We start from the raw sequence: 22,130 nt of genomic DNA, 5'->3' as shown, positions 1-22,130 counted from the left end.
CACCGGACCGGCAGACCACGCCGGGCATGACACGATCAAAAACGGGTGACGGGCGGACAGGACATGTCCGCCCGTTGTCGTTTCCGGGACAGCCCCGGATCATCAGCGGCTCAGGCGCTTTCCTTGCGCCGCTTGAGCGCGCCGGCATGTTCCGCCAGATCCCGCGCAATGGCAAAGGCGCCCTGGATCTTGGCCTTCTCGGTCGACCAGTCGCGGCGCACCACGATCTTGTTGTCCTTGACCTTGGCCAGCCCGTCCTGCGCCTTGATGAACTTCACCAGCCCCTCGGGCGAGGCGAACTTGTCATTGTGGAACTGGATCGTCGCCCCCTTGGGCCCCCCATCCAGCTTGGCAATGCCAGCGCGTTTGCACATCGCCTTGATGCGCACCACCAGCAGCAGCGTGTTGACCTCGCGCGGCAGTTTGCCGAAGCGGTCGATCAGCTCGGCCGCAAAGCCCTCGAGCTCGACCTTGGTGGTGAGCGCCGACAGCCGCCGGTAGAGGCCCAGCCGCACATCGAGATCGGGCACGTACTCCTCCGGGATCAGCACCGGCACGCCCAGATTGATCTGCGGCGCCCATTGACCGTCCTCCTCGGCCATCCCCTCCATCTCGCCCGATCGGATCTTGGCGATCGCCTCTTCCAGCATGGATTGGTAGAGCTCATAGCCCACGTCGCGCATCTGGCCCGACTGCTCTTCGCCCAGGAGGTTGCCGGCCCCGCGGATGTCGAGATCCTGGCTGGCCAGCGTGAAGCCCGCGCCCAGCGTGTCGATCGAGCCCAGCACGCGCAGGCGTTTCTCGGCGGTGGCGGTCAGCTTGGCGCGCGGGGTCGTGGTCAGGTAGGCATAGGCGCGCGTCTTCGACCGGCCCACCCGGCCGCGGATCTGGTAGAGCTGGCTCAGCCCGAACATGTCGGCGCGGTGCACCACCATCGTGTTGGCGGTGGGGATGTCCAGCCCGGATTCCACGATGGTCGTGGCCAGAAGCACGTCATACTTGCCGTCGTAGAAGGCGTTCATGCGGTCGTCCAGCTCGCCCGCGGCCATCTGGCCATGCGCTACGACATAGCTGACCTCGGGCACCTGTTCGCGCAGGAATTCCTCGACCTCGGGCAGATCGGCGATGCGCGGCACCACGTAGAAGGACTGCCCGCCCCGGTAATGCTCGCGCAGCAGTGCCTCGCGGATGGTGACCGGGTCGAATTCCGACACATAGGTGCGGATCGACAGCCGGTCGACCGGCGGCGTGCCGATGATCGACAGGTCGCGCACCCCGGTCAGCGACAGCTGCAACGTGCGGGGGATCGGCGTGGCGGTCAGGGTCAGCACGTGGATGTCCGTGCGCAGCTGCTTGAGCCGCTCCTTGTGCTGCACGCCGAAGCGCTGTTCCTCGTCGATGATCAGCAGGCCGAGATTGTTGAAGCGGATGCCCTTGGCCAGCAGCGCATGGGTGCCCACGGCGATGTCCACCGTGCCCTTCGAGATGCCCTCGCGGGTCAGCGCAGCCTGTTTCGAGGAGACGAAGCGCGACAGCGGCGAGACCTGCAGCGGGAAGCCACGGAAGCGCTCGGCAAAGCTGTTGTAGTGCTGGCGGGCCAGCAGCGTCGTGGGCGCGATCACCGCCACCTGCACGCCGGACATGGCCGCGACGAAGGCCGCGCGCATGGCGACCTCGGTCTTGCCGAAGCCCACGTCGCCGCAGACCAGCCGATCCATCGGCTGGCCGGCATGCATGTCGCCGATCACGTCCTCGATGGCGCGCAGCTGGTCGTCGGTCTCGGTATAGGGGAAGCGCGCGGCAAAGCTCTCCGAGGCGCCCGGCGGCGGATCCATGACCGGCGCCTTGCGCAGCGCGCGCTCGGCGGCGATCCGGATCAGCCGGTCGGCCATCTCGCGGATGCGCTCCTTGAGCTTGGCCTTCTTGGCCTGCCACGCCCCGCCGCCCAGCTTGTCGAGCAGGCCCTCGTCATGGCCGTATTTGCTCAACAGCTCGATATTCTCGACCGGCAGGTAGAGCTTGGCGCCCTCGGCATATTCAAGGGTCAGGCATTCATGCGCGGCCCCCGCCGCGGTGATGACCTCGAGGCCAAGGTAGCGCCCGATGCCGTGATCCACATGCACGACGAGATCGCCGGGGCTGAGGCTCTGCGCCTCGGTCAGGAAGTTCTCGGCCCGGCGGCGCTTGCGCGGCTGGCGGATCAGCCGGTCGCCCAGCACGTCCTGTTCCGAGATCACGGTCAGGCGGCGCTTGCCATCCTCCCAGGGCGCCTCGAACCCGGCCTCGAGCGACCAGACCGCCAGGTGCAGGCCGCGCGCGCCGATGCGCGTGCCGTCGCGGACCGGGATCGCCTCGGCCAGGCCCTCATCCTCGATCAGACCGGTCAGGCGCTCGCGCGCGCCCTCGGAATACGAGGCGACCAGCACCGGCCCCTCCTGCATCTTCGTCTTGATGTGATCGGCCAGGGCGCTGAACAGGCTGATATTTTCCTGCTGGCGCTCGGGGGCGAAGCTGCGCCCGATGCGCCCGCCCGCATCCACGACACCGGGGCCCGAGGCATGCGGCAGCGGGTTCAGCTGGATCACCCGCCGCGCCCCCAGCGCCGCGCTCCAAGCCGCGTCGTCAAGGTAGAGCATGTCCGGCGGGATCGGCTTGTAGACCGAGGAGCCCATGGTCTTCTTCTGCGCCATGGCGTGGCGGCGCGTGTCATACTGGTCGGCAATGCTCTCCCAGCGCGACAGGCGCGCCGGGGTCAGCTGGTCATCCATCAGCACCGGCGCGCCGGGCAGGTAGTCGAACAGGGTCTCCAGCTCGGCATGGAAGAAGGGCAGCCAGTGTTCGATGCCTTGATGCTTGCGCCCCGCGCTCACCGCCTCGTAGAGCGGGTCGTCCGTGCCCGCGGCACCGAACTCGATCCGGTAGTTCTGGCGGAACCGGGTGATCGCGGCCTCGTCAAGGATCACCTCGGAGACGGGCGCCAGCTCGATCGCGTCCAGCTTCTCGGTGGTGCGCTGGCTGGCGGCCTCGAAGCGGCGCGCCCCGTCGAGCACGTCACCGAAGAAATCCAGCCGCACCGGCCCGCTTTCGCCCGGCGGGTAGATGTCGATGATGCCGCCGCGGATCGCGTAATCGCCGGGCTCGGTCACCGTGGGCGCCTGGCTGAAGCCCATGCGCACCAGGAAGTTGCGCAGCGCCTCTTCGTCGACGCGGTCGCCCACGCGCGCGGTGAAGGCCGCCTCGCGCAGCACGTCGCGCGCGGGGATGCGCTGCATCGCGGCCGACAGGCTGGTCAGCAGCACGAAGCGGCCGGGCATGCCATGCACGAGGCCCGCCAGCGTGGCCATGCGCGCCGCCGAAATGTCGGCATTGGGCGACACCCGGTCATAGGGCAGGCAGTCCCAGGCCGGGAAGGTTACCACCGGCATCTCCGGCGCGAAGAAGGCCAGCGCGTCGCGCATCGCCGCCAGCCGCTTGTCGTCGCGGGCCACGTGGATGACGGGCCCCTCGGCGCGCGCGATCTCGCGCAGCACCAGCGTCGCGTCGAAGCCTTCGGGCGCCCCGCCCAGGATGATCTGTTGTTCCGCCATGCGCGCTCACATGGCCCGGCGCGCCACGGGCGTCAACTGCAAGCGGAGCGCAAAGTGACGGAACCCCCGATGCCGCCCGCGGGTTCGCCAGTGATCGCAACGCGAAGGAGACGAGATGAGCACGTTCAACGAAGGCGACCGGGTGGAATGGGACTGGGGCAACGGCACGGCCGAGGGCGAGATCGTCCAGCGCTACACGCGCAAGATCACGGTCAAGATCAAGGGCAACGAGGTGACGCGCGATGCCTCGCCCGAGGCGCCGGCCTTTCGCATCCGGCAGGATGACGGCGACGAGGTGCTGAAATCCGGATCGGAACTGCGCGCGGCCTGAGCGGCGTTCAGGCCCGTCACAGCACGTGGATCGACAGGTTCTGGTACATCCCCCAGAGCGCGGTCACGAAGATGGACAGCATGCCGATGAACTGCGTCAGCATGCGGTGCAGGCGCAGCCGCCGGTGCAGCGCCTCGCCCTGCCCCTCGCCGGACTGGATGCGTCGCGCCGAGGCGATGCTGAGCAGCCCCACGCCGGTCATCGGGAAGGCCAGCAGGAACACCGCCTGCGCCAGCTCGATCCCGTAGACAAAGCCCAGAAGCGCCAGCCCCGTCAGGAAGGCCGAGCCGAGCGCGGCCAGCCACAGCCCGGCCTCGTCGACGATGAACAGCATCCGGTTGGTGTTGATCCGCACCAGATCCTCGAGATCCTGCGCCGCCTGCCCGCCCTGCCGGCGGGCGCGCGCGACCATGTCGAAGGGCACGCCCAGCACCCAGTGACTGGCCGAGGACCAGACCACCGCCAGCACGATCCAGAACCACAGGTTCGAGAACGATCGCATGTCGATCACTTCGAAGACCGTGCTGTACCAGTCCAAGACCCGTCCTTTCGCCACTTCCGTCGCAGGCGCGACCGCTCCGGGCGCGCGCGAACGCTGCCTCCCATAGGACGCCGCCGCGCAGGGCGCAACCCGCCGCCACGGCAAGGCAGGTTTTTGGAACCCCGGCAGCGCCCCCCGCATTGCAGCCCTGTACACACCACACAGTCACGATTGAGAGAGGAGCCAGTCCATGCCGCTGGAATATTTCGACCTGCGCGCGGATCACGACATCTACCCCACCCGCCAGCCCGACCGCGAGACCTGGATCGAGCGCCAGGATCCGGTCGTCTGGAGCGACTGGAGCGATGCCGCCCCGATCAGCCGGGCCGAGACCGAGTTCTTCGACCGTAACGGCTATCTCGTGCTCAAGGGCCTGTTCGAGCCGGAAGAGATCGCCGCCCTCGTGGACACCGCGTCGGAGCTGCGCGGCGCCCTTGCGGGCAGCGACGACCCCACCGTGGTCACCGAGCCCGACAGCGCCGCGGTGCGCACGATCTTCCGGCTGGAGCGCACGCACCGGCTGATGGACCGGCTGTCGCGCGACCGCCGGCTGGCCGGGATCGCGCGCTTCCTGCTGGGCGACGAGGTCTCGATCCACCAGTCGCGGCTGAACTACAAGCCGGGCTTTTCGGGCAAGGAATTCTACTGGCACTCGGATTTCGAGACCTGGCATGCCGAGGACGGGATGCCGCGGATGCGCGCGGTCTCGGCCTCGCTGCTGCTGACCGACAACCGGGCCCATAATGGCGCGCTGATGCTGATGCCCGGCTCGCATAAAACCTATGTCTCGTGCCAGGGCGAGACGCCCGAGAACAATTTCGAGAACTCGCTCAAGCGGCAGGAGATCGGCACGCCCTCGCAGCAGAGCCTGTCCGACCTCGCGCGGATGCACGGGATCGAGGATGCCGAAGGACCGGCCGGCACGCTGGTGCTGTTCGACTGCAACACGATCCACGGCTCGAACGGCAACATCACGCCGCAGCCGCGCTCGAACGCGTTCTTCGTCTACAACGCCGTGTCGAACGCGCTGGTCGAGCCCTTTGCCGCCGAGGCGCCGCGCCCCGACCACCTGGCCGCGCGCGGCACGCCGCGGCCGTTGTCGCTGCATGACGGCGCGCTGGTCTGAGCCGCGCCTCTGGACAAGGGGGCGTGGCGGGTGCATCCCTGTCGCCGGATCCACAGACAGGTGACCGGAATGCTGCCCAGCCAAGCCCCCTTCCCCTCGACCCGCTTCCGCCGCCTGCGCGCCAGCCCCGCGCTGCGCGCGCTGGTGCAGGAAACCACGCTGGCCCCGTCGGATTTCATCTGGCCGGTCTTCGTGCGCGACGGCGAGGGCGTGGTCGAGCCCATCGCCTCGATGCCCGGGGTGAACCGGTTGTCGGTGGACAAGGTGGTCGAGGCGGCGCGCGAGGCGCATGCGCTGGGCATCCCGGCGATCTGCCTGTTTCCCTATACCGATCCCGCGCTGAAGACGGCCGATTGCGCCGAGGCGTGGAACCCGCAGAACCTGTCGAACCGCGCCACGCGCGCCATCAAGCAGGCGGTCCCCGGGATCGCCGTGATGACCGACGTGGCGCTCGATCCCTACAACATCGACGGCCATGACGGCTTTGTCGAGGACGGCCGCGTCGTCAATGACCGCACGGTCGAGGCGCTGGTCCGCCAGGCGCTGAGCCAGGCCGAGGCCGGGGCCGACATCATCGGGCCCTCGGACATGATGGACGGGCGCATCGGCGCGCTGCGTGCGGGGCTGGAGGCGGAAGGCTTCCAGAACGTGACCCTGCTCAGCTATGCCGCGAAATATGCCAGCGCCTTCTACGGCCCGTTCCGCGACGCGGTGGGCGCCTCGGGCGCGCTGAAGGGCGACAAGAAGACCTACCAGATGAACCCCGCCAATTCCGACGAGGCCATGCGCCTGGTCGAGCGCGATCTCTGCGAGGGCGCCGACATGATCATGGTCAAGCCGGGCATGGCCTATCTGGACATCTGCCGCCGCGCCAAGGAGATGTTCGGCGCGCCGACCTTTGCCTACCAGGTGTCGGGCGAATACGCGATGCTGGCGGGGGCCGCCGAGCGCGGCTGGCTGGACGGCGACCGGGTGATGCTGGAAAGCCTGATGGCCTTCAAGCGCGCCGGCTGCGACGGCATCCTGACCTATTTCGCCCCGGCCGCGGCACGGCTGCTGGCCAGCTAGCGGCAGAGCGCCGATTCGGCGCGGCACGGGATGACAAGAGGCGCGCGCTCGCGTATATGTTCTGTCAACCGGCGGCACAGCCGGAGACGAGGCACCGGGGCCCACCGCCCCCAGCGAGAACGAGCAGAGACATGACCCTTTCGAGACGCGAGATGAGCTTCGCCCTCGGCGCCACGCTTTTGCTGGGCGCCTGCGGCAATGGCGTGGGCAGCCGGGGCCCGGCCACGATCGATGCGCGCGTGGAGAGCACGCTGCGCCAGCTCTATTCCGAGTACCCCGCCACGCGACAGCTGGCCAACAAGGCCAGCGGCATGCTGGTGATGCCGCTGATCACCGAGGCCGGGCTGGGCCTGGGCGGCGCCTACGGGCGCGGCGCGCTGCAGATCAACGACGTGACGGTCGATTACTACTCGGTCGCCAAGGCCAGCGGCGGGCTGCAGATCGGCGCCCAGCAATATGCGCATGTGCTGTTCTTCATGACGCAGGAGGCGCTGACCACCTTCCGCCGCTCGCCCGGCTATGCCGCGGGCGCCAATATCGAATACGCCACCCCCGAGCAGGGCGAGACGCTGGCCGCCGAGACGACGACATCGCTGGCCCCCGTGGTCGCGGTGATCTTCGGCCAGGCGGGGCTGCGCGTGGGCGCGACGCTGGAAGGCACCAAGTACACGCGTATCATTCCCTGAGCGCGTGTGGCGGGGGACGGATCTGCGAGGGGCCAGCCCCTCGCGCTCCCCGGAGTATTTCGGGAAAGATGAAAGAGATGCGGCGTCTCAGTGGTAGCGGAACTCGCCCACCACGTTGCGCCACTCGCCGGGCGAGATCATCTTGCGGTGGTTGAAGCGGACCGAGTGCAGCGGGCCCTCGATCTCGTCCTGCCAGAACTCGATGAACTCGAAGAGTTTCGGATGATCCGGCGCCAGGTCGTAGTCCTGCCAGATGAACGTGTTCAGCACGTTGCGGTAATCGGGCATCCGGTAATAGAACTCGGCCGTGGTCAGCCCGTAGCCCTTGAGCATCAGTTCCGTTTCGCTTTCCTGCATCTTTTTGACCTCGAAGGATTATTGGTTTCCTGATGCTGCCAAGCGATTCTTAAGTTTTCAACAAAAACAGTGTGTTAGCAGCCATCTCCGGTGGCTGCCAAAGGCGTTGCGGGGCAGTGCCATTGCACCCCAGAACCTGTGTCTGATATAGTCTGCCCAACAAGATATGGCAGACAGACGGACAGGCACACGACGTGAGCGACACGCCAGAACCCCCTGAGGACAAAGAAGAAAACATGGCCGAGCATCACGGTCCTTCGATCTCGATCGAGGACGAGATGAAGTCGAGCTATCTCGATTACGCGATGAGCGTGATCGTCAGCCGGGCGATTCCGGACCTGCGCGACGGGTTGAAACCTGTGCATCGCCGCATTCTTTATACGCTCTGGGAGAACGGCCAGACCCGCGCCAAGCCCTATCGCAAATGCGCCACCGCGGTGGGCGACGTGATGGGCCGCTACCACCCGCATGGCGACTCGGCCGTCTATGACGCGCTGGTGCGCATGGCGCAGGATTTCTCGATGTCGCTGCCGCTGATCGACGGCCAGGGCAATTTCGGCTCGATGGATGGCGACCCGCCCGCCGCCTACCGCTATACCGAGAGCCGGCTGGAGAAGGCGGCCGAGAGCCTGCTGGAGGATATCGACAAGGAGACGGTCGATTTCGTTCCCAACTATGCCAATGAGCGCGACGAGCCCACGGTGCTGCCGGCGCGCTATCCCAACGTGCTGGTCAACGGCGCGGAGGGGATCGCGGTGGGCATGGCGACGCGCATCCCGCCGCACAACCTGGGCGAGGTGATCGACGCCACGCTGGCGCTGATCGACAATCCCGACCTCAGCTCGGAGGACCTGATCGAGTACATCCCCGGGCCCGATTTCCCGACCGGGGGCGTGATCCTGGGCCGTTCCGGCGCGCGCAAGGCTTACCTGATGGGGCGCGGCAGCGTGATCATCCGGGCCAAGACCCGGATCGAGGAGCTGCGCCGCGACCGCTATGCCATCGTGATCGACGAGATCCCCTACCAGGTGAACAAGGCGACCATGATCGAGCGCATCGCCGAGGCGGCGCGCGACAAGAAGATCGAGGGCATCGCCCATGTGCAGGACGAATCCGACCGGGATGGCGTGCGCGTGGTGGTCGAACTGAAACGCGACGCCACGGCCGAGGTGGTGCTGAACCAGCTCTTCCGCTTCACGCCGATGCAGACCTCCTTCGGTTGCAACATGCTGGCGCTGAATGGCGGCAAGCCCGAGCAGCTGACCCTGCGCGGCTTCCTCTCGGCCTTTGTCGATTTCCGCGAGGACGTGGTGGCGCGGCGCACCGCCTACCTGCTGCGCAAGGCGCGCGAGCGCAGCCACATCCTGTGCGGCCTGGCCGTGGCGGTCAGCAATGTCGACGAGGTGGTGGCCACGATCCGCGCCTCGGCCGATGCGGCGGAGGCGCGCGAGCGGCTGATGACGCGGCGCTGGCCGGCCGACGAGATCCTGCCCTATATCGCGCTGATCGACGACCCGACCCATACCGCGAACGAGGACGGCACCTACAACCTGTCCGAAGCGCAGGCCCGCGCCATCCTGGAACTGCGGCTGCAGCGCCTGACCCAGCTGGGCGTCAAGGAGGTCACCGACGAGCTGGAAGACCTGGCGCGCAAGATCAAGGATTACCTCGACATCCTGTCCTCGCGCGAGCGCATCATGGGCATCATCCGGGACGAGATGACCGCGATCCGCGACGAGTTCGCCGTGCCGCGGCGCACCGAGATCGTGGAATGGGCCGGCGATCTCGAGGACGAGGACCTGATCGAGCGCGAGGACATGGTCGTGACGGTCACCCAGTCGGGCTATATCAAGCGCACCGCGCTGGCCGATTTCCGCGCGCAGAAGCGGGGCGGCAAGGGCCTGTCTGGCATGGCGACCAAGGATGACGACGTGGTCACCACGCTGTTCGTCGCCAATACCCATACGCAGCTGCTGTTCTTCACCACCGACGGCATGGTCTACAAGCTCAAGACCTGGCGGCTGCCGGCCGGCGGGCGCACCTCCAAGGGCAAGGCCATCGTCAACATCCTGCCCATCCCGCAGGGCGTCTCGATCGCGGCGATCATGCCGGTCGACCGGCCCGAACAGGAATGGGACGACCTGCAGATCGTCTTCGCCACCAACAAGGGCAGCGTGCGGCGCAACAAGCTGTCGGAATTCACCAACGTGATGCGCAACGGCAAGATCGCGATGAAGTTCGAGGAAGAGGGGATGCGGCTGATCAATGCGCGCATCTGCTCGGAATCCGATGACGTGATGCTGGTCACGAATTCCGGTCGCGCCATCCGCTTTCCGGTGCCCGATGTTCGCGTCTTCAACTCGCGCAATTCGACCGGTGTGCGGGGTATCCGCCTGCTGAACGGGGACGAGGTGGTGTCCATGTCCGTGATCCGGCATTTCGAGGCGGAATCGGATGAGCGCGCCTCCTATCTCAAGATGCGCCGTGCGATGGCCGGGATTGCCGACGATGCCGAGAGCTCGGAAGACGAGGAAGGCAACGCGAACAGCCCCCTGCCGCCCGAGCGCTACGCCGCGATGTCGGCGGCCGAGAACCTGATCCTGACCATCACCGCCAAGGGTCTGGGCAAGCTCAGCTCCAGCCATGACTACCCGGTGCGGGGCCGCGGCGGACAGGGCGTGACCGCGTGGGAGAAATCCATGCGCGGCGGCGATATCGTGGCCTGTTTCCCGGTGGAACTGGATGACCAGATCATGCTGGCCACCTCCAAGGGGCAGTCGATCCGCGTGCCGGTCGAGGGGATCAGCTTCCGTTCGCGCAGCGCCGGCGGGGTCAAGGTGTTCAACACCGGCGCCGACGAGACGGTGGTCTCGGTCGCCTGGATTGCCGATCAGGGCGAGGAGGACGAGGGGGGCGAGGCGTAAGCGCCGCCCTCATCTGCGCAATTGCGCACAGAACATGTCACAGACTGAGGAGTTTCCTTTTCCGCGCACAGGGCGATATTGCCCGGCATCGGACGCAGAAAAGGAAACGCTCTCATGTCCCAGACACTGACCTCCAATGCCGGGCTGCTGGTCGCCCGGGTCCTGCTTGGCCTGCTTTTCGTGATGGCCGGCATCAACAAGCTTGGCGACGTTTCGGGTTTTGCCGGCTACATGGCCTCGGGCGGCGTGCCCGAGATCCTTGCCTGGCCCGTGGTGCTCTTCGAGATCCTCGTGGGCCTCGCCCTGATCGCGGGGTTCCAGACCCGGCTGGCCGCGCTGGCACTGGGCCTCTTCTCGCTGGCCTCGGGCTTGCTGTACCACTACGTGCCCGCCGACCCGATGCAGATGACCATGTTCCTGAAGAACCTTGCGCTGACGGGTGGTTACCTTGCGCTGGCGCTGGCCGGGCCGGGCGCCTGGGCACTGGACCGCGTGCTGGGCAATGCCTCGCCTCAGACCGCCTGAACGCCCCGGTGGCCGGGGCAGCGCCCTGCCCCGGCCCCTGTTTCAGATCCCGTAGAGCTCGCCGAACTTGACCTCGAGATAGTCGAGCAGCGGCGCCTCGGACGGGGCCTCGCCCGCGGCGCGGGAGATGATGTCACGCGGCTCGTAGAGTCCGCCATGCCGCTGCAGGTTTTCGCGCAGCCAGCCCGTCGCGGGGGACAGATCACCCCGCGACAGGTGATCGTCGAGATCGGGCACGTCACTGCACAGCGCCTTGTAGAGGCATCCGGCATAGACATTGCCCAGCGAATAGGTCGGGAAATAGCCGAACAGCCCGGCCGACCAGTGAACGTCCTGCAGCACCCCGTTCGAGGGCTTGTCCACGGCAAAGCCGAAATCGGCCTCGAAGCGGTCGTTCCACGCCGCTTCGAGATCCTGCACCAGCAGGTCGCCCGAGACCAGCGCGCGCTCGAGATCGAAGCGCAGCAGCACGTGCAGGTTGTATTGCAGCTCGTCCGCTTCGGTCCGGATATAGCCGTTCCGCACCCGGTTCACCGCCTTGTAGAACGCGTCTTCGGTCTCGATGCCGAAATCGCCGAACGTGTCGCGCATCTGCCCGTAGAGAAAGGTGGTGAAGGCGCGCGAGCGGCCCAGCTGGTTCTCGTAGATCCGGCTCTGGCTTTCATGCACGCCCATAGACACGCCGGCCCCCACCGGCGTCAGGCGATAGGCCGGATCGACATTCTGTTCATAGCTCGCATGGCCGACCTCGTGGATGGTCGAGTAGATGCAGTTGAACGGATCCAGCTCGGCCGTGCGGGTGGTGATGCGCACATCCTGCCCGCTGCCCGAGCTGAACGGGTGCACGGCCTTGTCGACGCGGCCGCGTTCGAAATCATAGCCGAAGGTGGCGGCCAGCATCCGGGCCAGCTTCATCTGGCCGTCCTCGTCGAACGTGCCCTGCAGGCTGGGCGGCACCGGCTTGGACAGCACGGCCTCGCGCAGCGCGACAAGCCGCGGGCGCAGCGCGCTGAACATCGCCTCCAGGTCACTCGCCTTGGCGCCCGGCTCGTAATCGTTCAGAAGCGCATCATAGACATCGCCGCCCGCGGCCAGCGCCTTACCCTCTTCCTGCCGCAGCTTGATGATCTCTTTCAGCGTGGGGGCGAAAGCCGCGAAATCGTCATCGGCGCGCGCCTCGGCCCAGACCAGGTGCGAGCGGCTGACCGCGCGGGCGATCTCGGAGGCCAGGCTTTCGGGCACCTTCACCGCGCGCTGGTGGTCGCGCCGGATCAGCCGCAGCTGCGCGCGCGCCACCGGGTCCAGCCCCTCGGTCGCGATCTCGGCCAGCCAGGCGCCGATGCGCGGATCCGTGCGTCGCTGGTGCAGCACCGACTCCATCGCGGCACGCTCGTCGCCGCGCTGGTCGGCCGCCCCGCGCGGCATCATGGTTTCCTGGTCCCAGCCCAGACGGCCCGCCACTTGCGCCAGCGCCTCGGTATCGCGCTGAAAGGCCATCAAGTCTTCGTATGCACTCATACAGGTCTTCCTCTGATCGACTGCTCGGCGGGGTAGCGGGCGGCAAACCGCCCCCGAAGGATCAGCGCCCAGAGCAGGACCGCGCCCAGCTGGTGCAGGATCGCGATCTGCCACGGAGCGCCGTACACAACCGTAACGATACCGACCACCACCTGAAGGAGCAATACGGCAAATACCGCGTTGAATCGAAACCGTGTATCCATGTTCGGCGAACGCCGCGCGCGCAGCCAGACCACTATACCGAAGACGAACAGCAGGTAGCCGGCCATCCGGTGCATGAACTGCACCAGCCCCGCATTCTCGAAGAAGTTGCGCCAGACCGGCTCCAGTTCAAAGGGGAAAGGTGGCAGGAATTCCCCCGCCATCAGCGGCCAGTCATTATAGGTCCGGCCCGCGTCGATCCCGGCGACCAGCGCCCCCAGCAGGATCTGCAGGAAGGAGAAGTGCAACAGGCCCGTCGACATCGAGAACAGCTTGGGCTCGGCCGACCGGCGCGCCTGCATCAGCGCCCGCTCCTCGCGCCCCAGCGCATAGACATACCAGGCGATGAAGCCCAAGATGATGAAGGCCAGCCCCAGATGCGTCGCCAGCCGGTAAGAGGCCACGTCCAGCATCTCGCCGCCCAGCCCGCTCGACACCATCCACCAGCCGACCGCGCCCTGCAGACCGCCAAGCGCGCCCAGCCCCAGCAGGCGCGGCGTCCAGCCCGTCGGGATCCGGCGCGCCAGTAAAAAGCCGAGGAACCCCACGGCCCAGACCAGCCCGATCACCCGGCCCAGCTGCCGGTGCCCCCATTCCCACCAGTAGATCACCTTGAACTCGGCCAGGCTCATGCCCTTGTTCTGGATCTGGTACTCGGGGATCTGCCGGTACTTGTCGAATTCCGACTCCCATGTGGCGGCATCCATCGGCGGCAGCGCCCCGGTGATCGGGCGCCACTCGGTGATCGACAGGCCGGAATCGGTCAGGCGGGTCAGCCCGCCCACCGCGATCATGACCACGACCAGCGCGAACAGCACCATCAGCCAGGCCCGGATCGCCCCGCGGGCGCCGCGCCGGCCCGCATCGATCATGCCGCCCGCGGGCGCCGCGCGCGCCGGGCCGGGGTCGGCCACCTCTTCGAAAAGCTTGCGTTTTTCGGCCATCGCTCTCTCCAGTTTGCGCGGACAGTAGTGCGCGGCCCGAGGCGCCGCAAGCGCCCGGGCCCTTTGTCGCAAGGCGCCGCGGCCGCGCCGCGGGTCGGGAAAACCATGGTCAGGGTTTCCGGACTTATGAGACGGGGCGACGCGGCGTAGAGTGAGGTCACAGGTTAACGAATGAAGACTTTGAAGACCGATACCACCCGGATCACTGCTCACAAAGGACTTGGACCATGAAAAAGCTTGTCATCGCCGCCATTCTCGCCACCGCCTCGATGGGCGCCACCGCAGCCTCCGCCACCCAGTACTGGGTCGAGCACGGGGTCAAGCTGAACGCCCGCTCTGGCCCGGGCACCCATTACCACGTGCTGGGCACGTTCAACCCCTGCACCCCGGTGCATGTCTATGCCCACAAGCATGGCTGGGCCAAGGTGAAGTTCAACGGCTACTGGTACTGGGTCTCGGCCAAGTACCTGCAGAAGCACGCCTGCCACTACCACGCCCCCAAGAAGAAGCATCACCATTCCTGGGGCTACTGACCCGATCCCCCCTGCCGGTTCCCCTCCCTGACCGGACAGGCCGACTGCGGACCGATCCATGGTGATCGGTTCGCCTTTTTGCGTCCCATGCCTACTCGCCGCGCGTCTTCCAGCGCACCATCTGCCGCAGGATCCCGTGCAGCATCTGCACATCGGCCCGGGTCAGCGGCATGCGGCTCCACATGTTGCGCAGGTTCAGCCGCATCCCCTCGGCCTTGGTCTCGGGAAAGAAGAACCCAGCCTGCTCCAGCCGCTCCTCGTAATGCCGCGCCAGGTGGTCGACCTCCTCGCCCGTGGCCGGTGACGTGCCGGCCAGTTCCTCGACCCGGTCGGTCGCCGTCCCGGCCGAGCGCTGCCACTCATAGGCGCAGAGCAGCACGCATTGCGCCAGGTTCAGCGAGGGGAAGTCCGGGTTGACCGGGACCGAGACGATGGCATTGGCCTGCGCGATATCGGCATTCTCCAGACCCGCGCGCTCGGGCCCGAACATCATCGCGACCCGCTCGCCGCGCCCGATCCGCGCCCGCGCCTCTGCCATGGCCGCCTCGGGGGTCAGCACCGTCTTGGTCAGGCCGCGCGGCCTTGCCGTCGTCGCCATGACATAATGACAATCGCTCAGCGCGCCGGGCAGGTCGTCGCTCAGCTGCGCCTCGTCCAGCAGCCGCCCCGCCCCCGAGGCCATGGCCACGGCGCGCGTATTGGGCCAGCCATCGCGCGGACCCACCACGCGCATGCGGTCCAGCCCGAAATTCCACATCGCCCGCGCCGCCGCGCCGATATTCTCGCCCATCTGCGGACGCACCAGCACGAAGGCCGGTTGCGAGTTCAAGCTGCCCATCACATGCCCTCCAGGAAACGTCCCGTCGCCTAAAGCCCGCCCGCCGGCAAGACAAGCCCTTTCATCTTTCCCGAAATACTCCCGCCGGAGGCGTCCCGCCCGCCAACACGAAAGCGGCGCCCCGGTCCCGGAGCGCCGCTTGTCCTCACGCGTGATCGCCGATCATTCTGCCGCGCGCGCCTCGCAGAAGGCCGCTTCCAGCTGGTTCGTGGCGGCCGCCGTCTCGCAGTTGATCTGCGGCCCCATCACCGAATCCGGCACCCAGGTCGAGATGACGGGGATGTAGGTGACCATGATCAGGAAGACGAAGAGCACCGCAAGGAAGGGCAGCGCCGCGCGCACGACCCGCATCATCGGCATGCCCGCCACGCCCGAGGTGACGAAGAGGTTCAGCCCCACCGGCGGCGTGATCATCCCGATCTCCATGTTCACCACCATGATGATGCCCAGGTGGATCGGGTCGATGCCCAGCTGCAGCGCGATCGGAAAGACCAGCGGCGCGACGATCACCAAGAGCCCCGAAGGCTCCATGAACTGCCCGCCGATCAGCAGGATGATGTTCACGATGACCAAGAACATGATCGGCCCGAAACCCGCATCCAGCATGGCGCTGGCGATCTGCTGGGGGATCTGCTCGTCGGTCAGCACGTGTTTCAGGATCAGCGCGTTGGCGATGATGAACATCAGCGTGACGGTCAGCTTGCCCGCCTCGAACAGCGTGTCACGCGTGTCCTTGTGCACCAGCGCCACCGGCATGCGGAACAGGTCGCGCAACACGTAATCCGGCGAATGCGGCGTGCCCGACATCTGCCCTTCCAGCACCGCCAGACCCAGCGCCACGCCGAAGCCCAGCACCAGGAACCCCCAGGCTGGGATCGGCAGGGGCAGCAGGATGGCGAAGAGGATGCTCAGGGCGAAGCCGCCCATCACCAGGATCGCGGTGAAATTGCCGGCCTTGGGCGGCCGCGCCGCGAAGGTGCCCATGTCGCGATAGACATAGCTCGCGATCAGGAAGGCATAGACCGCCGCCACCGCCGCCGCCTCGGTCGGGGTGAAGATGCCGCCATAGATGCCGCCCAGGATGATGACGATCAGCAACAGGCCCCAGATCGCCTCGAGGCCGGAATCCAGAACCTCGCCCCAGCCCAGCCAGGCGCCGCGCGGCAGGTTGCGCATCACCGCGATGATGAAGATGGTGAACATCAGCATGCCGCCGGCCAGCAGCCCCGGGATGACCCCGGCCAGGAACATCCGCCCGACCGACACGTCCGTGGCCGAGGCATAGACCACCATGACGATCGAGGGCGGGATCAGGATGCCCAGCGTCCCGGCATTGGCGATCACGCCGGCGGCGAAATCCTTGGAATAGCCCACCTGCCGCATGCCCGCGATCACGATGGAGCCGATGGCGACCACCGTGGCCGGGGACGAGCCCGACAGCGCGGCGAACATCATGCAGGCAAAGACCCCCGCGATGGCCAGCCCGCCGGGGAAATGCCCCACGATGGCGATCGAGAAGCGGATGATCCGCCGCGCGACCCCGCCGGTCGACATGAAGCTGGAGGCCAGGATGAAGAACGGGATGGCCAGCAGCGTGTAATGCCCCGCCATCGCCTGAAAGAAGCTCTGCGCCACCGAGGCCAGCGAGGTGTCGCTGAGCACCAGCAGGAAGACGATCGAGGAAAAGCCGAGGCTCACCGCGATCGGTACGCCGATCAGCATCAGGCTGATCACCATGGCAAAGAGGATGACAACGTCCATGGTCTCAGTCGTCCTTGTTCATGTGCGCGACCTCGTCGACCGCGTCTTCGGCTTCATGGCTGACGATCAGGCTCTCCTCACGGCCGGTCCAGATCTTCCAGGCGGCCTGGCAGAAGCGGATGAACAGCAAGAGCGCGCCGAAGGGCAGGATCGCGTAGGGGATGAAGCGCGGGATCTTCTCGTATTCCTCGCCCTCGTTGATCCAGGGCTCGATGAAGCGCAGCCATTCCGGCATCGGGATGTCGACCACCTCGTACCAGCTGCGATAGGAGGTCCGGCCCATCTCCTCGAACCCGGTGGGGAACCAGTGGCCGGTGGTCTTGGGCAGGTTGGCGAAATTGGCCCAGTAATCCCAGGCGCCCTTGAGCAGCAGGAAGGCATAGGCCAGGCAGACCGCCGCCGCGATCAGCCCCAGCACCCGCCGCGTGCCGGGCGCCACGATGTTGATCACCGCGTCGACGCCGAGGTTGGCGGTCTTCTTGACGGCATAGCTGACACCGAACAGCACCAGCCAGGCAAAGAGGAACGAGGTCGCCTCGAGCCCCCAGATCAGGCCGGTGTTGAAGCCGTAGCGCAGGACCACGTTGACAAAGGTGATGATCGTCATGGCGCCCAGCAAAAGCGCGATGACGGTTTCCTCCAGCTCGTTGACGACCCCGCCAAGCATGGAGGGCGAATGTTCGGTCGACATGACCCTCTCCGTGTAGCTACGTCCGCCGGATCGTGCGCCAGGCTCGGCCACGCGCGGGACGAAAAGTTTTCAGAAAAACTTTTGCAAAATTCATCCATGAATTTTGCGCGCGCCGGACGGACCGGCAGTGCGGCTGCCCGGGCGCGTGCACCCGGGCAGCCGACGGGTCGATCAGGACCCGATGGAGTCGTTGATCGCCTGGGCCGCGTCGATATTCTCCTGGCCCACGTCATCCTTGAACTCGTCCCAGACCGGACGCATCGCGTCGACCCAGGCCTGGCGCTGCTCGGGCGTCAGCTCGCGTACCTCGCCGCCGGCATCGATGATCGCCTGGCGCGCTTCCTGGTTGACTTTGAAGCTCTCGGCGTTGCGCGTCTCGGTCACCTCTTCGATGATGGTGGCCAGCTGGCTGCGCACGTCCTCGTCGAGGCTCTCCCACCAGTCGATGCCGGTCACGACCATGTAGTCGATCACGCCGTGATTGGTCTCGGTGATGCCGTCCTGCACCTCGAAGAATTTCTGGCCGTAGATGTTCGACCAGGTGTTCTCCTGCCCGTCGACCACGCCGGTCTGCAGCGCGCCGTAGACTTCCGAGAAGGCCATCGGCTGGGGCGAGCCGCCAAGCGCGGCCATCTGCGCCTTGAGCACGTCCGAGTTCTGCACGCGGAATTTCAGCCCCTCGGCATCGGACGGCTCGATCAGCGGCGTGTTGGCCGACATCTGCTTCATGCCGTTGTGCCAGAAGGCCAGGCCCAGCAGGCCGCGGCGGGTCATCGATTCCTTCATCTCCTGCCCGGTCTCGGAGTTCTGGAACGCGTCGACCGCGTCGATGTTCTTGAACATGAAGGGCAGGTCAAAGATGCGGAACTGCTTGGTGAACTGCTCGAACTTGGACAGCGAGGGCGCGGCCATCTGCACGTCGCCGTTCAGCATCGCCTCGAGCACCTGGTCGTCATTGTAGAGCGTGGAGTTGGGGAACACTTCCATGCAGGCCGTGCCGTCCATCTCTTCGTTGACGCGCTCCTGCAGCAGCGAGGCCGCGATCCCCTTGGGATGGCGGTCGGTATTGGTGACGTGGCTGAACTTGATGACGATCTCGCCCTCATCACAGGCGGCCATGGCGCCGGTGGCGCCTGCACTCAGCGCGGTGGCCGCGGCGGCGGTCAGAAGAAGCTTCTTCATGGGTATCCTCCCAGATACGGTTTGACATGCGGGACACACCTCCCCGGGTGTCCGACAGGGCTCATCAGAAGCAAGGCGGGCCGTCCTATCAAGCGGCATGTCGGGAGCGTGCCTGCATGTTTAATTTAGCACAGTAAATCAGCATACTATGATAATTTTCTCACGCGTCACATGAACCCGAGCCGAAATGCGGTGCGAAATCCCGCACAGCCGTTAGCGCCCCTTGTGCGGAAATCCGCACAGGTCCCGAGGACTGGGCGAATCCCCGATCCTTGCCCCGCGCCATTGCCGCGCGACCCGCGCAAGGCGCGCCGTCAGGGGCGGAAGCTCTCGGGTTTCAGCCCGTATTTCGCCAGCTTGTCATAGAAGGTCTTGCGCGGCAGGCGCAGCGCCTCGGCGGCCTGGCGCGCCTGACCGTCGGCCTTGCGCAGCGCCTCGACCAGCAGCGAGCGTTCGACCTGCGCCATGCGCTCGGCCAGACCCGTCCCGGTTTCGGCCGGCGCGCTCTCTCCCAGCCCCAGCGCAAAGCGCATCGCCGCGCTCATCAGGGCGCGCGCATTGCCCGGCCAGTCGCGCGCGATCAGCCCGGCGATGACGTCCTCGGTGATCTCGGGGGCGGTCAGCCCGGCCTGTTCGGCCGCCTGCGCCACGTAGTGACGGAAGAGCACGGGGATGTCCTCGGGGCGTTCGGCCAGCGCCGGGATGCGCACCTGGCAGACCTCGAGCCGGTAGAAGAGCTCGGCCGAGAAGCGCCCCGCCTCCACCCCCTTGGCAAGGTCCCGCGTCGCCCCCGCGACCAACCGCGCCTCGCCCCCGTCCAGCCGGTCCACCAGTGCCATCTGGCTGTCCACCGAGAGCGCGTCGATCTCGTCGAGAAACAGTGTGCCGCCGGTACAGGCGCGCCAGACCGTGTCCAGCGCCGCGCGATCCAGCCCCGCGGCGGCACGTTTCTCGAACGGGCCCTTGGCGCGGGTCGAGCCCAGATGCACCACTTCCGCCACCTTCGAGATCCCCGTGCCCGGCGCGCCGGTCACCAGAACATGTGTGCCGCTGCGCGCCGCGGCCCGCACCCGCGCGCGCAGCGTTTCGGCCTGCGGCGAGACGCCGAAGATCAGCCGCGCCGCCGGATCGCCCGCCTCGAGCTGGGCCTTCAGGCGGCGGTTTTCCAGCACAAGCGCCCGGGTGCGGAGCGCGCGCGCAATGACCGCGGTCAGGTCAGCCGGGCTGCAGGGTTTCTCGAGGAAATCGAAGGCGCCCTGCGTCATGGCACGCACGGCCATGGGAATGTCGCCCTCGCCGGTCAGCAGGATGACCGGCAGGTCGGGATCCTGCGCGCGGGCATGGTCCAGCAGGTGGAACCCGTCGCGCCCGGGCATGCGGATATCCGAGAGGATCACGCCCTCGAAACCGGGGCCGATATGGTCCTTGGCCTCGACGAAAGAGCCCGCGGGCAGCGGGTCGTACTCGGCCAGCTCCAGCGTCTGGGCCAGCGCCTCGCGCACGGCGGCATCGTCATCGACCAGAAGCACCTGCCGGATCATGCCGCCGCCTCCTCCTGCCAGGGGTCCAGTTCCACCGTGAACTCGGCGCCGCCGCCCGGCACGTTCGCGCCGTGGATGCGGCCGCCAAAGCTCTGCACCAGCCCGTAGGAGATCGACAGGCCCAGCCCCATGCCCTCTCCGCCCACCTGCTTGGTGGTGTAGAACGGCTCGAACACCTTTTCGGGATCGGCGATGCCGGGGCCGGTGTCGCGCACGGTGACCCGCGCCGCGCCGGCCGGGGCCACGCGGATGTCCAGCCGCTTGTCCGGCCGGCCCGCCATCGCGTCGACGGCGTTGTTGATCAGGTTGACGAAGACCTGGCCCAGCCGCACCTCGCCGCCGCGCACCAGAACCGGCCCCGGCGGCAGGTCCAGCACCAGCGCCACCTGCTCGCTGCGCAGGCGCGATTCCGTCAGCTCCACCGCCGTGCGCAGAACCGCGCAGAGATCGACGCGGCCCATGGGCTCGTTCTCGTTGCGGGCGAAGGCGCGCAGGTTCTTGATGATCCGCGCCGCGCGCGCCGCCATCTCGCTGATCCGCACGAGGTTCGAAGCGGCCGCCGGCACGCGGCCCTTGTCCAGCAGCGCCGCGCCATTGTCGGCGAATTGCCGGATCGCCATCAGCGGCTGGTTCAGCTCGTGGCTGATCCCGGCCGACATCTGCCCCAGCGCGCTCAGCTTGCCGGCCTGCACCAGCTCTTCCTGGGCGCGGCGCAGCGCGGTCTCGGCCTCCTGCCGCTCGGCCACCTCGCGGCGCAGCGCGGCGTTGGCGGTCTCGAGATCGCGGGTGCGGTCGCGCACGCGTCCCTCGAGCTGGACATTGGCCCGGGCCAGCGCGCGGCGCCGCTCGGTCACGAGGAACAGGACCGAGCCGAAGACGATACAGAGCGCCATGACCACCGCGGCCTGCAGCGCGGCGATGCGTTGGGCGGGCGCGGCATCGCTCAGCGCCACGCCGTTCATGCCGATCACCGGCAGCGCCTGTTCCAGCCGCAGCGCGGTGCCGGGCACATAGGGGCTCAGCTCCTGCTCCCACAGCTCGAACCCCGCCACCTCGCGGATGCGCACCGGGCGCAGCTGCCCGCCCGGGCCCGCCACCCCGCCCGGCACGCGGCGCCAGAACAGAAGCTCCGAGCGGTTGGTGACGAAGACCTCGCTCTGCGCATCGGTGAAGAACACCGCCGGGCGGGAACCGCGCCAGTCGCGCTCGACCATGTAGATGTCGACATAGATCACCAGCACGCCCTGCACCTGCCCCGCGGCGTCGAAAGAGGGCGTGGCATAATAGAAGGCGCGCCGGCCGAAGAGCGGCTCTACCGCGTGGCCCACGCCGAGCGCGCCGTCCAGCGCTCGCTGGAACCAGGGCTGGCCGGCCAGGTCGCGGGGGCGGGCCGGCGTGGCCGCGGCCATGACGCGGCCCGAGCGGTCGGCATAAAGCGCGGTCAGCGCGCCGGTCTTGTCGGCGCTTTCCAGCAGCAGCGCATCGGCGGCGGCGGGATCGCCCGCGGCGCCATGCAGCGCGGTCAGCACCGGGTGATCGGCCAGCAGCACCGCGACCGAGCGATAGCGCTGCAGGCCGGTGACCAGCCGGTCCGAGGCCAGCGCAAGATCCGCCTGCCCGCGCGCTGCCAGCGGCACCAGCGCCTGCGCGAATCCATAGGCCCAGACGCCCCAGCCCAGCCCGGCCACGGCGCAGAGATAGAGCGCGACGATCACGCCGCGTCGGATCGGCCAGCGCAACATGACGAAATCCATAGCCGATCCCCGGCGGCGCGCG

General features: G+C 67.3%; 17 protein-coding genes and 1 pseudogene. 7 read left to right on the top strand and 11 right to left on the bottom strand.

Features of this window, described 5'->3' with window-relative positions; all coding sequences use genetic code 11:
- Window positions 1-110: 110 nt before the first annotated feature.
- Window positions 111-3,587, bottom strand: a complete 3,477-nt coding sequence (gene mfd / locus AVJ23_RS07465; protein ID WP_058861533.1) for a transcription-repair coupling factor — start codon at window positions 3,585-3,587, stop codon at window positions 111-113.
- 115 nt (window positions 3,588-3,702) lie between these two features.
- On the opposite strand from mfd, the gene AVJ23_RS07460 reads away from it, so the two are divergent.
- Window positions 3,703-3,918 carry a hypervirulence associated TUDOR domain-containing protein gene (locus AVJ23_RS07460; RefSeq protein WP_058861532.1) on the top strand — a complete coding sequence of 72 codons (216 nt, stop codon included), beginning with the start codon at window positions 3,703-3,705 and terminating at the stop codon, window positions 3,916-3,918.
- Window positions 3,919-3,934: 16 nt separating this feature from the next.
- Here the strand turns inward: AVJ23_RS07460 and AVJ23_RS07455 are convergent, their stop codons facing one another.
- Window positions 3,935-4,456: a hypothetical protein gene (locus AVJ23_RS07455; RefSeq protein ID WP_058861531.1), complete on the bottom strand. Its 522-nt coding sequence runs from the start codon at window positions 4,454-4,456 to the stop codon at window positions 3,935-3,937.
- Window positions 4,457-4,649: 193 nt separating this feature from the next.
- Here AVJ23_RS07455 and thpD point away from each other — a divergent pair, with 193 nt between their 5' ends.
- From thpD to AVJ23_RS07440, 3 genes are all read left to right on the top strand, one after another.
- Window positions 4,650-5,585, top strand: coding sequence for an ectoine hydroxylase (gene thpD / locus AVJ23_RS07450; protein ID WP_058861530.1), 936 nt, complete (start codon window positions 4,650-4,652; stop codon window positions 5,583-5,585).
- A 69-nt stretch (window positions 5,586-5,654) separates the two neighbouring features.
- The gene (gene hemB / locus AVJ23_RS07445; RefSeq protein ID WP_058861529.1) at window positions 5,655-6,653 is read left to right on the top strand and encodes a porphobilinogen synthase; all 999 of its coding nucleotides are present in this window, start codon (window positions 5,655-5,657) and stop codon (window positions 6,651-6,653) included.
- Between the two features lie 131 nt (window positions 6,654-6,784).
- Window positions 6,785-7,339: a lipid-binding SYLF domain-containing protein gene (locus AVJ23_RS07440; protein ID WP_058861528.1), complete on the top strand. Its 555-nt coding sequence runs from the start codon at window positions 6,785-6,787 to the stop codon at window positions 7,337-7,339.
- A gap of 87 nt (window positions 7,340-7,426) precedes the next feature.
- Here the strand turns inward: AVJ23_RS07440 and AVJ23_RS07435 are convergent, their stop codons facing one another.
- On the bottom strand, window positions 7,427-7,696 hold the full coding sequence (locus AVJ23_RS07435; protein ID WP_058861527.1) for an usg protein: 270 nt from the start codon (window positions 7,694-7,696) through the stop codon (window positions 7,427-7,429).
- A gap of 194 nt (window positions 7,697-7,890) precedes the next feature.
- Between AVJ23_RS07435 and gyrA the strand changes: the two genes are divergently transcribed.
- Entirely contained in the window at window positions 7,891-10,620 is a 2,730-nt protein-coding gene (gene gyrA / locus AVJ23_RS07430) for a DNA gyrase subunit A (protein WP_058861526.1), read from the top strand.
- Between the two features lie 114 nt (window positions 10,621-10,734).
- A complete protein-coding gene (locus tag AVJ23_RS07425) occupies window positions 10,735-11,145 on the top strand; it encodes a DoxX family protein (RefSeq protein ID WP_058861525.1) in 411 nt (136 codons plus the stop codon).
- 42 nt (window positions 11,146-11,187) lie between these two features.
- On the opposite strand, the gene AVJ23_RS07420 is transcribed toward AVJ23_RS07425, so the two are convergent.
- Together AVJ23_RS07420 and ctaA are read right to left on the bottom strand one after the other, a co-directional pair.
- The gene (locus AVJ23_RS07420; protein ID WP_058861524.1) at window positions 11,188-12,663 is read right to left on the bottom strand and encodes a carboxypeptidase M32; all 1,476 of its coding nucleotides are present in this window, start codon (window positions 12,661-12,663) and stop codon (window positions 11,188-11,190) included.
- Complete coding sequence (ctaA, locus tag AVJ23_RS07415) at window positions 12,660-13,808, bottom strand: heme A synthase (protein ID WP_058861523.1); 1,149 nt, start codon at window positions 13,806-13,808, stop codon at window positions 12,660-12,662. Before ctaA ends, AVJ23_RS07420 begins: the two co-directional genes overlap by 4 nt.
- A gap of 227 nt (window positions 13,809-14,035) precedes the next feature.
- Between ctaA and AVJ23_RS07410 the strand changes: the two genes are divergently transcribed.
- Window positions 14,036-14,341: an SH3 domain-containing protein gene (locus AVJ23_RS07410; RefSeq protein ID WP_058861522.1), complete on the top strand. Its 306-nt coding sequence runs from the start codon at window positions 14,036-14,038 to the stop codon at window positions 14,339-14,341.
- Between the two features lie 91 nt (window positions 14,342-14,432).
- On the opposite strand, the gene AVJ23_RS07405 is transcribed toward AVJ23_RS07410, so the two are convergent.
- The 6 genes and pseudogenes from AVJ23_RS07405 to AVJ23_RS07380 form a co-directional block, all read right to left on the bottom strand.
- A complete protein-coding gene (locus tag AVJ23_RS07405; protein WP_058861521.1) occupies window positions 14,433-15,179 on the bottom strand; it encodes an RNA methyltransferase in 747 nt (248 codons plus the stop codon).
- Window positions 15,180-15,410: 231 nt separating this feature from the next.
- Window positions 15,411-16,940 (bottom strand): annotated as a pseudogene (locus tag AVJ23_RS07400) (TRAP transporter large permease); the annotation flags it as partial.
- Window positions 16,941-16,944: 4 nt separating this feature from the next.
- Complete coding sequence (locus tag AVJ23_RS07395; protein ID WP_058861519.1) at window positions 16,945-17,631, bottom strand: TRAP transporter small permease; 687 nt, start codon at window positions 17,629-17,631, stop codon at window positions 16,945-16,947.
- A 171-nt stretch (window positions 17,632-17,802) separates the two neighbouring features.
- On the bottom strand, window positions 17,803-18,813 hold the full coding sequence (locus tag AVJ23_RS07390; RefSeq protein WP_084794358.1) for a DctP family TRAP transporter solute-binding subunit: 1,011 nt from the start codon (window positions 18,811-18,813) through the stop codon (window positions 17,803-17,805).
- A gap of 314 nt (window positions 18,814-19,127) precedes the next feature.
- A complete protein-coding gene (locus tag AVJ23_RS07385; protein ID WP_058861518.1) occupies window positions 19,128-20,354 on the bottom strand; it encodes a sigma-54-dependent transcriptional regulator in 1,227 nt (408 codons plus the stop codon).
- Entirely contained in the window at window positions 20,351-22,108 is a 1,758-nt protein-coding gene (locus AVJ23_RS07380) for a sensor histidine kinase (protein ID WP_240484548.1), read from the bottom strand. The genes AVJ23_RS07385 and AVJ23_RS07380 overlap by 4 nt, the downstream gene beginning before the upstream one ends.
- Window positions 22,109-22,130 lie beyond the last annotated feature (22 nt).

This window comes from Pseudoponticoccus marisrubri, assembly GCF_001482405.1.
GTDB lineage: Bacteria > Pseudomonadota > Alphaproteobacteria > Rhodobacterales > Rhodobacteraceae > Pseudoponticoccus > Pseudoponticoccus marisrubri.
This window is presented reverse-complemented; position numbering and strand designations above follow the sequence as displayed.

What these genes read in the sequence shown, in the direction of transcription:
- mfd (WP_058861533.1), bottom strand. Translation starts at nt 3,587, where the DNA reads ATGGCGGAACAACAGATCATCCTGGGCGGGGCGCCCGAAGGCTTCGAC.
- AVJ23_RS07460 (WP_058861532.1), top strand. Translation starts at nt 3,703, where the DNA reads ATGAGCACGTTCAACGAAGGCGACCGGGTGGAATGGGACTGGGGCAAC.
- thpD (WP_058861530.1), top strand. Translation starts at nt 4,650, where the DNA reads ATGCCGCTGGAATATTTCGACCTGCGCGCGGATCACGACATCTACCCC.
- hemB (WP_058861529.1), top strand. Translation starts at nt 5,655, where the DNA reads ATGCTGCCCAGCCAAGCCCCCTTCCCCTCGACCCGCTTCCGCCGCCTG.
- AVJ23_RS07440 (WP_058861528.1), top strand. Translation starts at nt 6,785, where the DNA reads ATGACCCTTTCGAGACGCGAGATGAGCTTCGCCCTCGGCGCCACGCTT.
- AVJ23_RS07435 (WP_058861527.1), bottom strand. Translation starts at nt 7,696, where the DNA reads ATGCAGGAAAGCGAAACGGAACTGATGCTCAAGGGCTACGGGCTGACC.
- AVJ23_RS07425 (WP_058861525.1), top strand. Translation starts at nt 10,735, where the DNA reads ATGTCCCAGACACTGACCTCCAATGCCGGGCTGCTGGTCGCCCGGGTC.
- AVJ23_RS07420 (WP_058861524.1), bottom strand. Translation starts at nt 12,663, where the DNA reads ATGAGTGCATACGAAGACTTGATGGCCTTTCAGCGCGATACCGAGGCG.
- ctaA (WP_058861523.1), bottom strand. Translation starts at nt 13,808, where the DNA reads ATGGCCGAAAAACGCAAGCTTTTCGAAGAGGTGGCCGACCCCGGCCCG.
- AVJ23_RS07410 (WP_058861522.1), top strand. Translation starts at nt 14,036, where the DNA reads ATGAAAAAGCTTGTCATCGCCGCCATTCTCGCCACCGCCTCGATGGGC.
- AVJ23_RS07405 (WP_058861521.1), bottom strand. Translation starts at nt 15,179, where the DNA reads ATGGGCAGCTTGAACTCGCAACCGGCCTTCGTGCTGGTGCGTCCGCAG.
- AVJ23_RS07395 (WP_058861519.1), bottom strand. Translation starts at nt 17,631, where the DNA reads ATGTCGACCGAACATTCGCCCTCCATGCTTGGCGGGGTCGTCAACGAG.
- AVJ23_RS07390 (WP_084794358.1), bottom strand. Translation starts at nt 18,813, where the DNA reads ATGAAGAAGCTTCTTCTGACCGCCGCCGCGGCCACCGCGCTGAGTGCA.
- AVJ23_RS07385 (WP_058861518.1), bottom strand. Translation starts at nt 20,354, where the DNA reads ATGATCCGGCAGGTGCTTCTGGTCGATGACGATGCCGCCGTGCGCGAG.
- AVJ23_RS07380 (WP_240484548.1), bottom strand. Translation starts at nt 22,108, where the DNA reads ATGGATTTCGTCATGTTGCGCTGGCCGATCCGACGCGGCGTGATCGTC.